Raw genomic sequence first — 14,469 nt, forward strand, 5'->3', positions numbered from 1 at the left:
CCTCCAATACCCTCACTTTTTGATTAGGGGGGCTTATCTTTCAAAATTGAAATGCTCAACCGCATGTATTCTGCGATTGAGCATCCTTAATATGTCATTTCCAACTTTTATCGGACAGCAATGATATAATATATTTTGTACTTACCTCTCTCCAATACAAAACGAACAATCCCGACATCTTTAGTTATTGTCCCCTTCTCTTCTCCGGACAAACACTTACTTTCAATCTCGTAACGAAAAGCATTTTCATCACCTTTGACCGACTCAAATTTGATAACCTTAGACACATAAGTATCCGTATCACCAGACTCAGCATCCATCTCCTTAATCTGTTTGATAAGATCGGTGGTCTTAATCTCATAATCCTCATAGTACTGATCAATAACATCCGCAAAAACATCGACCAGTTTGTCATAATCCCTTGAATCACAAATAGACTGAAATCTCTCAAAAATCTTTCGAGCTTGAATCAAAGAAATAGGAGGATCAGCAGGATCATCCACAAAACGAACACAATTCACTTGCGTACAAGCATAAGAAGGAGTGACATTTGTCCAGACAAAAAGTCCCGAAATACAGGACATAAATAATGGACAGGACTTTACGAAGGTTGTAATCTTCATATAAATGATAATTGTGCTAAGATAAAAGGTAAATAACAACTCTTATACTAGCGGAGTTAAACTTAAATCATGTGACATAAAATCTTCTCACAAACTCAAAACAATTTCTAAATGACAAAGATTAAAATCACACAACAACACAAACACAATCTCATCAAAACCCAACCCCCAACACTAAACCATATTGATCTAACAAAAGGCATTGAGTCAATCAGTTACACAGTCAATAAAACTGTTATCACTGCCCGATAAAATGTCCGCAAAGATATCAAATAAGTCGAATAATACAACTACTATTCCATAAATATTAGCAAGATGTTTAGACCTTAGTTTTAGCCTAAATTCAATCCTTGACAGCTGCATAAATACATCCCTTTTTCACATAACATATTAAAAAAGTCGGATGCATGCTTTTCCTTTACACACTTTTGGAATACTATTTATAGTCTACAAAATAAGACTATGAATGGATGATTTAGAGTAGTAATTACTCTATCTAAATCAAAACAGGTTTTACAGTTCTATTATTTTCTCAAAAGAGATGTGGCAAAAGCTCGAGACTCCTGATCTGTGTTCATAAAGTCTTGTAGTTTTGGATTAATGATATAGGGCATCTGATCTATTGTTTTTTCAATCAAATTGGGTATATCACAGAAAGATAATTTATCATGGAGAAAGGCATCGACAGCTACTTCGTTTGCAGCATTCAAAACACATGGTGTATTTCCTCCCTTAGCAATCGCATCATAAGCAAATGTCAAATTTGGGAAACGTGTGGTATCCGGCTCAAAGAAAGTCAACTTATGCCCAAAGAAGTCAACTCTGGGATAGTCATTCGATATACGCTTAGTCAGTCCCAAGGCGTAGCTAATAGGCAATCTCATATCAGGTATTCCAAGTTGTGCTTTGATACTTCCATCCTGAAACTGCACCATTGAATGAATAATGCTTTCAGGATGAACCACTACTTGGATCTGCTCCGGTCTACAATCAAAAAGCCATCTTGCCTCAATCATCTCAAATCCTTTGTTCATAAGAGTTGCTGAGTCAATCGTCACCTTAGCCCCCATAGTCCAATTGGGGTGTTTAAGGGCCTGCTCCTTCGTTATCACAGCCATATCCTGCTTCGAGGTATGAAGGAATGGTCCTCCCGAAGCAGTAAGCAAAATTTTTTCGATAGGATTAAACTCGCCAACAAGGCATTGAAAGATTGCCGAATGCTCTGAATCGACTGGTATAATAGTGGCATTATATTTGCGGGCCTCTTTTATTACAAGTTCACCTGCCACTACCAATGTTTCTTTATTGGCAAGTGCAATGATCTTACCTGATTTGATTGCTGAAAGCGTTGGTACAAGTCCGGCATATCCAACCATTGCCGTCAAGACAATGTCAATCTCATCTATTGTTACAGCTTCTGCGATAGCTTCAGCACCACACCAAACTTTGATTGGAAGGTCTTTGAGAGCCTCTTTAACCTTGAGATAGTTTGTTTCTTGTGCTACTACCACAACTTCCGGGTGAAATTCACGAGCTTGCTCAATCAATAAATCAGCATTGTTTCGTCCGGTTATAAGATAGGCCTCCAATGTCTCTTTATTGTTTCTGATAACATCTAAGGCTTGAGTTCCAATTGACCCGGTGGAACCGAGAATTGCAATACGCTTTTTATTCATAAGTCTAATATTCCTTCAGGAATGGTTAGGACAACTATTTTGTTTTTATGGTCTATATCAACGATTAATTCATCGACAGCTGGGATCAAGACAATAGATTTGTTGTCTACCCTACTCACCTGCAAAAGACAATTTACGGTAGATTCGTCAATTCCTTCAATAACACCTATAGTATGGTTGTTCTCATCATGAAGAGTATATCCAACACAAACGGACAAAGTGTCTATATCCTCACTCTCGGCAAGATAGTCAGTTTCCAAATAAACTTTGAGACCGGAAAGAGCATTTGCAGAGTTTTCGTTATTAATATCCTCCAATTTCAGCAGACATAGCTTTCCCTTAGAACGATAATTGATCAATCTATAAGGGATCTTCAGTCCATCTCTTTCTAAAAAGAGGAAGACCAGATCCTCTTCATCTTCAATCAGAGGAGATAAATCTACTTCAAGGTCAGCTGTCAGCTCACCTGATAAGCCATGAGCCTTACATATATCCCCTATGTAAGTCATATCAATTGAAGATAGGGGCTTAATCGAGTCGTGAGATATGTGCTCCAAGTGCATTTAATCTTTGTTCTATATTTTCGTAACCGCGATCTATCTGATCAACATTATGAATAACGCTTGTGCCTTTTGCACTCATAGCTGCGATAAGTAAAGCGATACCTGCCCTAATATCAGGGGATGTCATCGTAGATGCACGCAAAGAGTTGTACTTTCCATGCCCAATAATCGTCGCTCTGTGTGGATCACAAAGAATAATCTGAGCACCCATATCAATCAACTTATCTACGAAAAACAACCTACTCTCAAACATCTTCTGATGAATAAGAACAGAGCCTTTAGCCTGCGTTGCAACAACCAAAAAGACACTTAAAAGGTCCGGAGACAGACCGGGCCAAGGAGCATCCGAAACAGTCAGGATAGATCCATCCATAAATGTTTCTATTTCATAAATATCCTGATCAGGGATAAAAATATCATCATCTTCTTCTCTGATGTCGATACCAAGCCTTCTAAAAGATGGAACGATAATGCCAAGATCCGGAAGGCTTACATTCTTTATTCTAAGACTACTACCGGTCATTGCAGCCATACCAATAAAGCTACCTACCTCTATCATATCCGGTAGCATCCTGTGACATGCACCATGAAGAGTTTCCACCCCCTCAATAGTTAGTAAGTTAGAGCCAACCCCCGAAATCTTTGCCCCCATATTATTTAAGAGTTTACAAAGTTGCTGGATATAAGGCTCACAAGCTGCATTGTATATTGTAGTAATACCTTTAGATAATACTGCTGCCATCAAAATATTGGCTGTTCCGGTAACTGAAGCTTCATCAAGAAGCATATATGTACCTTTTAATCCATTGGGAGCATGAAGTTCATAGCTATGCTTATCTTGAATATACTCACAATCTGCCCCCAAATTCATAATGCCAATCAAATGGGTATCCAATCGTCTTCTTCCAATTTTATCACCTCCCGGCTTAGGGAAGATGGCATACCCAAATCTGGCAATCAAAGGACCACACAACAATACCGACCCTCTTAATTTACGGCTTCTCTCGAGAAATTCCTGGCTCTCAACAAAGGGAAGATTGACATCTTTGGCACAAAACTCGTATGTGCCGGCGGTTATTTTGGTTACCTCCACGCCCATGAGACGAAGAAGTTCAATTAGATTATTGACATCTAAAATATCCGGGACATTGCTGACAGTAATTTTATCTTCCGTTAGCAATGTTGCGGACAATATTTGAAGTGCTTCATTCTTTGCACCTTGTGGCACAATCTCTCCACTTAGCTTATGACCACCCTCAATTACAAAAGAACTCATACGAAGATATGTTGTGATAATATTATACAGTAAACAAAACAACCATTCAGGTCCTCTATTGCCTCACCATAAGGCAGCTCCTTGCAAAAATTCATCCACAAAAAGCATCCTTACAAAACTATTTATCGTCTCTTATTCTTTATATCAAGAAGAGAAGCCACCCTCTAATCAATCATTATTCGGAAAGAGGACTGTAAAAATAAATCTGCCCTTTAGTGTGGTACATCCGGACTATATCCTTATTTCTTTTTCTTCTTCTTTGCTGCTCTACCCGCATCTTTGATGGGGACATCAACCTTCTCGAGCACACAATTCTCTTCTGTCAATTCGATTGTACCATCCGAGAATTCGTATAAGTCCTTAAAGATCTTAAAATCTGACACTTCCGGTTTGTTCCATGTTGCGTACGAACGTTTCATCTGGTTAGCAATCAAGTATGAAAGTTCTTCTCTCTCTTTACCGGGTTCCATTTCTGAAGCTTTTTCAATCAATGACTGCAATATATGTCCATAATGGCGATATATAATATCATTGTCAGGATATTCCACGGGCTGCGGTTCTGTATAAAGTTGTTCCTGTTTGATTGTACCTTCGGGATAATCGACATCTAAATTAAAATTAGACATTATGGCCAGATGATCCCAATATACATTCTGATTGTTTCCATTATCAATCTGTAGTTCAGGCAACATATTGTGCATAACTTTAATAATAGAGCGAGCACAATAATTGCGTTCTTCCCTATTCTCTATCGTCTTGCAATAGTCGACCATATTCTGAATATGTCGACCATATTCTGGAAGTGCCAAAACTTTCAGTTCACTATTGTATTTCATAATTTATTATTGTCTTTTGAGTCTTCTTAAAATATTGTTCCGTTCTTCTTCATAACCGGGTTTTCCCAAAAGTGCAAACATATTGACCTTGTACGCCTCGACTCCCGGCTGATTAAACGGATTGACATCCAACATATATCCACTGATGGCGACCGCCACCTCAAAAAAGTAAATCAACTGTCCCAGATAATACTCTTCTAAGGTAGGCATTTTAATCTGAATAACAGGGACATTCCCATCAATATGAGCCAACTTTGCCGCTGTTTCTGCCGACTTATTGACTTCGTCCAACCTGCGACCGGACAAATAATTCAAGTTATCCAAGTTACTGTCATTGGATGGTATTTGGAGCTTATGTTTTGTATGATCTACAGAAATAACTGTTTCAAAGATTGATCTTTCTCCTTCCTGTATCCACTGCCCTATCGAATGTAAGTCAGTTGAAAAATTGGCAGAAGCAGGAAATATTCCCTTACCACATTTACCTTCACTCTCTCCAAAAAGTTGCTTCCACCACTCGGCAAAATACCTCAGCTTGGGTCTAAAGCTACACAAAATCTCAATCTTTCGTCCGGCATCGTACAAAGCATTCCTCACAGCCGCATACTGCATAGAAATATTACTCTCAAAATGGGTGCTGATTGTTGTCTTTTGCATATCTCTGGCACCCTGTAAGAGACGATCAATATCGTATCCCTCAATCGCTATTGGAAGCAATCCAACAGCTGTAAAGACCGAAAACCGCCCTCCCACATCTTCCGGTATGTGGATCATAGAGACGTTTTGTTTGAGGGCATACTGACGGAGTGATCCACTGATTGGACTTGTCACAGCTACTGTCAAGTCTCGGGCCTTTTGCTCTCCTACTTGATCTATCAACAGCTGGTTTAATATCCTAAAAGCAATTGCAGGCTCTGTAGTCCCTCCACTCTTAGAAATATTGATAATACCAAAACTTTCGCCCTTGAGTAGATCTACCAATTCGTACAAATAATCTTCCGACAAATTGTTGCCCGCATACAAAACAAACGGTCGAGACCTGCGTTTATACGGAGAGAAGGTATCACCCAATGCACTTATAATGGCTTTTGCACCCAAATAGCTACCACCTATTCCAATACATACGACATAAGTACAAGCCTTAAACTTATCTGCGAGTCTTTTTACCTCACCCAAATAATCTTCTGCAATATTAAATGGGAGGTCTTTCCATCCAAGGAAATCATTTCCTTCTCCAACTTCCTCGATTAGAAGACGAGATGCATCAACGGCCTTCTTTATGTGTTCTTCCGTCAGATAATGACGACAGCTGTCAAGTTCAAGACTTATATTACTCATATGATTATCTAAAGTACTTGGTCAGATTGGATATTGCCTCTCCCGGTTCTCTTTTCTCATACAAAATCTCATAAACGGTATCGGAGATCGGCATATTTACTCTAAATCTTTTGTTAACCTCTCTTACACATTTTGCCCCGTAGTACCCCTCAGCAATCATTTCCATCTCCATCTGTGCCGCTTTGACGCTATATCCTTTACCTATCATATTGCCAAAAGTTCTATTCCTCGAATATTGCGAATAGGCAGTCACCAGTAGGTCGCCAAGATAAACCGAATCAGTAATATCTCGCTCAATCAAATGGACCGTATTGACAAATCTATTCATCTCAGCTATTGCATTCGACATCAAAACTGATTGAAAATTGTCCCCATACTGGAGTCCGTTGCAAATACCCGCCGCAATGGCATAGACATTTTTCAATACAGAAGCATATTCGATGCCTACAACATCCGAACTGACAGCGCAGTATGTAAAGTCTGTACGCAAAGCCTGTGCAAACATCTCCGCTTTGCTTTTGTCAAAACAACCGACAGTGAGATAAGAGAGTCTGTTTTTTGCCACCTCTTCTGCATGACAAGGACCGGCCACAGCGCCAATAAGAGCCTGAGGAATATCCATCTCTTGTTGAAGATAGTCCGAAATCAGGATATTTTCATCCGGTACAATTCCTTTGATGGCATTGATTATGAGCTTTCCTTTTATACTCGAAGAGCGTATTCTTTTAAGAAACGACTTGATAAAAGGTGAAGGTGTCACAAGTACAATGGTATCACTTGCTCGACAAAAAGAGTTGATATCGGACTCTCCAAAGAAATTTATCTTAGAACAATCAAATTGCACGCTGGTCAAATAGTCCGAATTGTGCCCATGTTGCTTAAAGAACTTTATTTTCTCATTCTTACGCACCATCCAATTAATTTTCGGCTGTGTCGTAAGCACAATCTTTGCCAAGGCTGTAGCCCAGCTTCCGCTACCAAGTATACCTATGGTACCCAAGTCTTTCATCTTATAAAGGTTGAAATAATTACCAAATAGAATTCGAATGTTTCGCTGCTTTACAATTTACTTCGCTACTATCATAAATCTACTGTAAGCTGATAAAGATGATAGCGTTACAAATCGAAGGATTGCAACAAACACTGCATCCGATCCGGCAATAAAGCAATGTTTGGTTGAAACATCAAAAGGTGGTGTGGCTGACCATTCAACCACCCCACCTCAATATATCTATTAATTTTATTGGGCCTCTACCCATTTCTTCACATCATCCAGCTGCAATCCCTGATATCCCAACTTATACTTTTTGTTTATATCAGTAAGCATTTGCAGTATCTTACCCGGTCTTTCATTTTTCATCTGATCCACGGTAAGAATACCTGCCTTATAAAGTACCGGCACCCATTCTTCAGGCACTCCGGCTTTGACAAAAAGGTCTTTTGAATCTCTTTTTGCCACCTTTTCCGGCCTCATTTGAGGGAAGAACAATACCTCTTGAATACTTTCTTGTCCGGTAAGAAGCATAACCAATCGGTCCATACCAATCCCCATCCCTGATGTTGGAGGCATACCGTATTCCAAAGCTCTCAAGAAATCTTGATCAATATACATTGCTTCATCATCACCCTTCTCAGACAATTTGAGCTGCTCTTCAAAACGCTCTCTTTGATCAATCGGGTCATTCAACTCAGAGTATGCATTGGCAATCTCTTTTCCATTGACCATTAGCTCAAATCGCTCGGTCAATTCCGGATTGTCACGATGCTTCTTAGTGAGTGGGGACATCTCGATCGGATAGTCAATGATAAAGGTCGGCTGAATATAGTTACCCTCACACTTCTCCCCAAATATCTCATCAATAAGCTTACCCTTACCCATAGCAGGTGTAACTTCGATTTCGAGCTTTTCACAGACCTTGCGAAGCTCATCTTCATTCATACCCGTTATATCTATACCGGTATTCTCCTTGATGGCATCTATCATGGTTACTCGTCTGAAAGGAGCCTTAAAGTCTATAACTTTCTCGCCTACCTTTACCACGGTTGTACCCAATACCTCCAGACAAATATATTCGAGCATCTGCTCTGTAAAGGTCATCATCCACTTATAATCCTTGTATGGGATATAGATTTCCATACATGTAAACTCCGGATTATGAGTTCTATCCATCCCCTCATTTCTAAAGTTACGGCTAAACTCATAGACACCGTCCAATCCTCCTACAATAAGTCTTTTAAGGTACAACTCATTTGCAATACGAAGATAAAGTGGAATATCTAACGCATTATGATGCGTCACGAAGGGTCTGGCTGCGGCACCACCCGGGATAGGTTGCAATACCGGTGTTTCCACCTCCATATATCCACGATCATTGAAGAACCTCCTCATCGCATTGAAAAGCTTCGTCCTTTTGATGAAGATCTCTTTAACCTCATCATTAACAATAAGGTCGACATAACGTTGACGATACCTTTGCTCAGGATCTGTAAACCCATCATATGTAACACCATCCTTCTGCTTAACTATAGGAAGGGGTCGCAAACTCTTAGAGAGGAATGTAATCTTCTGTGCATGAACTGATATTTCACCCATCTTGGTCCTGAATACAAAACCTTCAACACCAATAAAGTCGCCAATGTCCATACACTTTTTGACAACAATATTGTACAAAGACTTATCTCCTTCTTCAGGGCAAATATCATCTCGTGTAATGTAAACCTGAATACGTCCGTCCTTATCTTGCAATTCGATGAAAGAAGCTTTACCCATGATACGTCTGCTCATAACTCTACCGGCTATTCGTACCTGTTTGGGTAGCTCTAGCGACTCATCGAAAGTTGTCTTTATGTTGGCAGAAGTATCATCTACCTCATACTCTGCAGCAGGGTAAGGATCAATTCCCAATGCCCTGAGCTCTTCTAAACTATTTCTTCGAACAATTTCCTGTTCTGTAAGTTCTAATATATTCATCTTTAGCAAGTGCTTATTTAATATTTGCAAAGGTAACATAATAGAGTGGGAATGGCATCTTTTCCAATAAAGATAACAAATCACCTTTTCCCACTCTATCATCGTCATAAGGAATCATTTCATCATATCATTGCCTAAAAAAGACCTTTGAGAAAAGAAATCTCCCAATGATACCAATTTCAATTATGCAATTGTAATGAGAATGAATCCGTAGCCGAAGACTTATGGTGCAAGGTTAATCATATATTCATTTTGCATCATAAGATGGTGGGACACCCAAAATTCCCTTTATGAACTAATTTAGTATAAAGGTACTCTTTTTTGACAAAACGCCCATTCCTCGGCTAAAATATAAGAAGCTGTTTTGAATTTGCCCATCATAAAATATAAGAGTTCACAACTCAAGCATTTTGTGATGTCTGACGATAACAGACACAAAAACAAACCCCAACAGCATCTGAAGCAATTTAGATTCGATCCAACACCAAATCGATCAAATCTTCAAGGCTATTCTTGTAGGATGTATTCATTTTGAGAGCTTTTCTTCCTGCAATGATGCAGCAGACAGTCATAGCTCTATGCCCCATAAGAGCAGCAAGACCGGCCAAAGAGGAGCTTTCCATCTCAAAGTTGGTAATCTGTCTGCCATTATATTCGAAGGCCTGAATTTTCTTATTCAAATCAACATCCATTAGTGGAACACGAAGCATTCGTCCTTGAGGTCCATAAAAACCATTGGCAGCAATGGTCATTCCCTTAATGACATCATCCTGACAAATTTGCTCAATAAGGCTTTCGTTGGCACTGACAACATAAGGTTTAAGACCATCGAGCTTCCAATCCAACTGTTTGATTAGCTGCTCTTCCATTTCCTTATCGCGAATTTTGTCGGTCTGATCATAGAAATACATCACACCATCAAAGCCAATGCTCTTCTCTGCTGCTACATAGGCCCCGATATGTGAGATATCCTGCAGACCACCCGATGTACCGACACGAACCATCGTAAGTTGTCTAAAATTTTCCTTTACTTTTCTTGTTTCGAAATCAATATTAGCCAAAGCATCCAGTTCATTGACAACGATATCAATATTGTCAGTACCAATACCATGGCTTAAGACAGTGATTCGTTTCCCTTTATAAGTACCCGTAATGGTATGAAACTCTCTGCTTGATACTTCGACCTCTTTGCTATCAAACCTTGAAGCAACTACATCTACTCTGGCAGGATCGCCTACCAAAAAGACTCTGTCAGCCAGATGTTCCGGTTTGATGTGAAGGTGAAAAATTGATCCGTCTTCGTTAATAATAAGTTCTGATGGTGGAATAATTCTGTTCTTATCCATAATCGTTAAAATTAAAAATTAATACTACTTAGTTAATTCTTGCTTGATACACTTTTGTACCATGTCATTTATCATCTGTCTCAGACTTTTTTGATTCTCTTCCAGATTAAGAATCTTTCCCTTCAGAGCACTTTTCTCCGAAGAAGACGCATCTCTATAAGCTCTTCTCAGAGTTTCGAGAGTAGCGTTTAGTTTTGACAAATCATATCTTTTATCAAGGATAACCCTATATAAATCTCTTGCTTTGGATGATGTAAAATCACTCCAATCGGTATACAATTTACCATTTACACTCAACAATATTGCGTCAGACATCTTATCATTGGACTTATCTTTTCGTCCAACCCTTCTTTTGATATCAGAATAGTCCGAGTTCTTATCCTGAGTGACTTTGATACTTTTGAGAGATGCCCATGCCGTCTTCTCCTCCACATCATCCGATGGCAATAGCGTATTGTCTTCATCTATTATAAATGTATAAACGCAAACATTCCCTTTCGATTGGAATCTGTCGGATGTAAAATAGCCAATGCCATTGTTTTCATCATAGGCAAGCATATAATCATTGTAAGGTGAATTGAATGGCATACCGAGCATAGTCGGCTCCAAAAAATCTCCTTGTGCATTTCTTCTTGTCATATAAAGGTCGTACCCACCTATACCATCCTCAGACTTTCTTGAAAACAACAATGTACTTCCATCCTGCTTTAAGAAAGGATAGTTTTCTGTACCCGTCAAGTTGATCAGTTTGTCAAGCGGATCCGGAGTACTCCAACGGCTTCCAACAACCGAACTGCCATACAAAGCCATATTATGCTTCTCATCCCTTAATGCAACAATCCTCCTGTTTCCTAAACCATTGGTATATGAAGTCACCCCTGCAAAAGCGGAAGTATCTATCTTCGACTGATCAGGGAAAATAGCACTTGTCCAACAAACTTCTCCATTATCCGATGCTATACTATGATAAGGAGTCAAAAAAAGATCTTTAGGCAATACAATACTATCTATCACCTCTACCCTCGCAACACGATCCAACATAGACTTTGCCAATACAATTTTTTTGTCAAATGATTCAGCTTCAGACATTTGTCTTTTCGTGCGCTTAAGATAGGACATATATTCCTCCATCACATCTTTCGCCTTGTCAAAGTCATAGGTAAAATACAGGGCTTGAGCATAAAGAAACTGCGCCTCTCCGGCCTTTTTGGCGGCAACTCTTAGCGGATGTACGGCCTTCTCATATTGCCCCAGGTTGTTTAGAGCCTTTCCATACCAAAGCGCATAAGTTTGATTTTTGGGATTGTTCTCTACAAGTCTTTGAAGGCCCGGCAAGGCTTTTGCGTACTCTCCCTTTTCATAATAACTCTTTGTTTCAGCCAAGGTCTGAGCCTGCAGTTGGTTGGCACCAAATCCGGCTACAAGCAATAGAGCACACACAACATATAATGTATTCAAGAATCCCCGCATAATATTCGTTTTTAATTCACTACATACCCGTAAGACCATCTTTTCATTATTTGGTCATACAAGATACGACGCTGTAAAGGTACTGAAATAGCAAAAGTCAGGCAAATAACACTTCTCTACAAAATGCATTAAATACCGAATTGTTTTACCTCCAAATCAATGATATTACAAGCGAGAATAATAGTCTCAAATCAAAATGATCTCATCCTCATTGCAAATATGACTTCTTTTCGTTACCTTAGTTCATATTGAAAAACAAAAACCATGGAGATAATCTTATTACTTACCACACTTTTGACTATTTTGTTACTTGGGGTATCACGCCTCCGAGACGGTAAGATATATCTCTTTGGTCAAGAACAAATTGACGATTACAAATGTATCAAATACAACCTTATCAATTACCTTTCTTCATGTGCTGTGAAGTTCAGAATGAAAGGCCTTTATTTGTTAAACATTGTTACCCTATTTAATATTCAAAAAGGGGCACAAACAACTCCTGTTTATACCGAATTTCATACATATTGGAGTTAGAGGAATCTGACCCAATACACACTTTGCCCGTTTTATTAGTACGAAACGGGCTTTTTTATGCGCTATTTTAACAAATAAGCTCGCGCGAGAAGCAATCCATTCTCGCGCGACTTTCGATCTGATCTCGCGCGACCTTGACATGCAAAGTCGCGCTACTTCAGGTGCAACCTCGCGCGAGTCTACCCTCAAGGTCGCGCGAGAATGGATTGAAAGTCGCGCGACCTTACAAAAAAGGCGGCCTAAAGTCCATTTTTAAGCCGCCAATTTGTCCACAAAAAGCAGTGTATACATATATTAACATTCAGATAGGACGGTTTCGTCCTATCGCTTTTGGATTTTGTGGAGAATGAGCCTCTTTTTGATGTCAGAAAGGGCTGTTTTAGGTCCCTAAACAAGTGAAATAAATTTACATTATTTAGCTAAAATCCGCTTTCCTCAGAAACCCCTCTTCCTATATACAACCATGTCATGATAGCTTTTTCCTATCCATTGCCATTTCGGCAAAGTTGCAACCAATTCAAACTTGCAAGCTTCAAACAATCGACAACTGGCCTCATTTATAGTGGCAACCATCGCAATAATTTGATACAGACGCAAATGCTCCAAAACATATTCCGATACGATATTTACGGCATCCTTTGCATAACCATGACATCTATACTTACGATCTATCATGATACCAATCGTTACACGCCTCTGATAAGCATCAAAATCGTACAGATCAACAGCTCCTACGATCGGGCCCTCCTTGGATTGTATAATCAGTCTCAACTGTCCGATTTCGAAAAGAGTCTTATGACTTGATTCGATATAATCTTGTAATACCTTACGAGAAATCGGCTGAAAAGATCCGGAAGATGACCTAAGTTCGGAATCATTCTCCCAATCCAAAAGAAGATCTATATCCTCGGGTTCTAATGCTCTTAGTCTGACCTTTTCACCAATAAATGACAATGAACAATCCATAGCCTATCTTTTTATAGCATCATCAAACGAGGTACGGTTAAGTATTGAGCGTCCCAAAGTAACTTCATCGGCATATTCCAACTCATCACCAACAGCAATACCCCTTGCAATAACAGAAATTTTAATACCAAAAACACTCAACTTACGATAAAGAAAGAAGTTGGTAGTGTCCCCTTCCATAGTTGATCCGAGTGCCAAAATAACCTCTTTGATTCTTTCCGATTCGATACGATTTACCAACTCATCTATATTAAGCTGTGAAGGACCTATCCCATCAATGGGCGATATAACCCCTCCCAAGACATGATACACCCCCTTGTACTGGGCGGTATTCTCTATTGCTATCACATCATTGACATTTTGAACTACGCAAATAGTCTGTTTATCCCTGTGTGGATCGCTACAAATACTACAAATTTCTGTATCACTAACATTGTGACAGCACTTACAATAGACTATTTCATCCCTTAAACGATTGAGAGCATCTGTGATTTTATGAGTATAAGAAGGATCTTTGGACAAAAGATGCAAGGTAAGCCGAAGAGCTGTCTTACGACCAATACCGGGTAAATTAGAAAACTGCTCAACAGCTTGTTCAACTAATTGAGATGGGAACTTATTATGCATGACTACAATATCTTTTCTTCTTTTCAACGCTTCGAGAACCTCCTAAAAATGGAGCAATCTAAAGAATAAGCTCAAAGCATATCTAAACCAAGCACAAAGGTAGTTTTTTCATAAGACTAAGAAGCTGTTTAAATTTAATTGAAAAACAATCTTATACAAGGTGTTAATATATTGAATATCAGTAGGTTAGTTGATTTATTATTTGTAACTTTATGATTATCAAACAATTAAAGTTATGGAGCA

Annotated in this window: 13 protein-coding genes; 1 reads left to right on the forward strand and 12 read right to left on the reverse strand. The window is 39.1% G+C overall.

What is annotated here, in order from left to right:
• Positions 1-107: 107 nt before the first annotated feature.
• The 10 genes from ACFO3G_RS05740 to ACFO3G_RS05785 all read right to left on the reverse strand — a co-directional run bounded on the left by ACFO3G_RS05740 (position 108) and on the right by ACFO3G_RS05785 (position 12,099).
• Entirely contained in the window at positions 108-623 is a 516-nt protein-coding gene (locus ACFO3G_RS05740) for a hypothetical protein (RefSeq protein ID WP_380078844.1), read from the reverse strand.
• Positions 624-1,147: 524 nt separating this feature from the next.
• The gene (locus tag ACFO3G_RS05745; protein ID WP_380078846.1) at positions 1,148-2,299 is read right to left on the reverse strand and encodes a 1-deoxy-D-xylulose-5-phosphate reductoisomerase; all 1,152 of its coding nucleotides are present in this window, start codon (positions 2,297-2,299) and stop codon (positions 1,148-1,150) included.
• A complete protein-coding gene (rimM, locus tag ACFO3G_RS05750) occupies positions 2,296-2,808 on the reverse strand; it encodes a ribosome maturation factor RimM (protein WP_380078848.1) in 513 nt (170 codons plus the stop codon). Before rimM ends, ACFO3G_RS05745 begins: the two co-directional genes overlap by 4 nt.
• A gap of 19 nt (positions 2,809-2,827) precedes the next feature.
• Positions 2,828-4,138: a UDP-N-acetylglucosamine 1-carboxyvinyltransferase gene (murA, locus tag ACFO3G_RS05755; protein ID WP_380078850.1), complete on the reverse strand. Its 1,311-nt coding sequence runs from the start codon at positions 4,136-4,138 to the stop codon at positions 2,828-2,830.
• 239 nt (positions 4,139-4,377) lie between these two features.
• Positions 4,378-4,974 (reverse strand): DUF4290 domain-containing protein, encoded by a 597-nt coding sequence (locus ACFO3G_RS05760; protein WP_380078852.1) that lies wholly within the window; start codon positions 4,972-4,974, stop codon positions 4,378-4,380.
• Positions 4,975-4,980: 6 nt separating this feature from the next.
• Complete coding sequence (locus ACFO3G_RS05765) at positions 4,981-6,312, reverse strand: glucose-6-phosphate isomerase (RefSeq protein ID WP_380078854.1); 1,332 nt, start codon at positions 6,310-6,312, stop codon at positions 4,981-4,983.
• A gap of 4 nt (positions 6,313-6,316) precedes the next feature.
• Positions 6,317-7,321: an NAD(P)H-dependent glycerol-3-phosphate dehydrogenase gene (locus ACFO3G_RS05770; RefSeq protein WP_380078856.1), complete on the reverse strand. Its 1,005-nt coding sequence runs from the start codon at positions 7,319-7,321 to the stop codon at positions 6,317-6,319.
• Between the two features lie 231 nt (positions 7,322-7,552).
• A complete protein-coding gene (gene lysS / locus ACFO3G_RS05775; RefSeq protein ID WP_380078858.1) occupies positions 7,553-9,283 on the reverse strand; it encodes a lysine--tRNA ligase in 1,731 nt (576 codons plus the stop codon).
• Positions 9,284-9,750: 467 nt separating this feature from the next.
• Positions 9,751-10,629 (reverse strand): nucleoside phosphorylase, encoded by an 879-nt coding sequence (locus ACFO3G_RS05780; RefSeq protein WP_380078860.1) that lies wholly within the window; start codon positions 10,627-10,629, stop codon positions 9,751-9,753.
• Positions 10,630-10,653: 24 nt separating this feature from the next.
• Complete coding sequence (locus tag ACFO3G_RS05785) at positions 10,654-12,099, reverse strand: CDC27 family protein (protein ID WP_380078862.1); 1,446 nt, start codon at positions 12,097-12,099, stop codon at positions 10,654-10,656.
• A gap of 264 nt (positions 12,100-12,363) precedes the next feature.
• Between ACFO3G_RS05785 and ACFO3G_RS05790 the strand changes: the two genes are divergently transcribed.
• Positions 12,364-12,633 (forward strand): hypothetical protein, encoded by a 270-nt coding sequence (locus ACFO3G_RS05790; protein ID WP_380078864.1) that lies wholly within the window; start codon positions 12,364-12,366, stop codon positions 12,631-12,633.
• A 435-nt stretch (positions 12,634-13,068) separates the two neighbouring features.
• Here the strand turns inward: ACFO3G_RS05790 and ACFO3G_RS05795 are convergent, their stop codons facing one another.
• Positions 13,069-13,599: a GNAT family N-acetyltransferase gene (locus ACFO3G_RS05795; protein WP_380078866.1), complete on the reverse strand. Its 531-nt coding sequence runs from the start codon at positions 13,597-13,599 to the stop codon at positions 13,069-13,071.
• A 3-nt stretch (positions 13,600-13,602) separates the two neighbouring features.
• Positions 13,603-14,226, reverse strand: coding sequence for a recombination mediator RecR (gene recR / locus ACFO3G_RS05800; RefSeq protein WP_380078868.1), 624 nt, complete (start codon positions 14,224-14,226; stop codon positions 13,603-13,605).
• Between the last annotated feature and the right edge of the window lie 243 nt (positions 14,227-14,469).

Origin of the sequence: Falsiporphyromonas endometrii (genome assembly GCF_042654485.1) — a bacterium.
Lineage (GTDB): Bacteria > Bacteroidota > Bacteroidia > Bacteroidales > Porphyromonadaceae > Porphyromonas > Porphyromonas endometrii.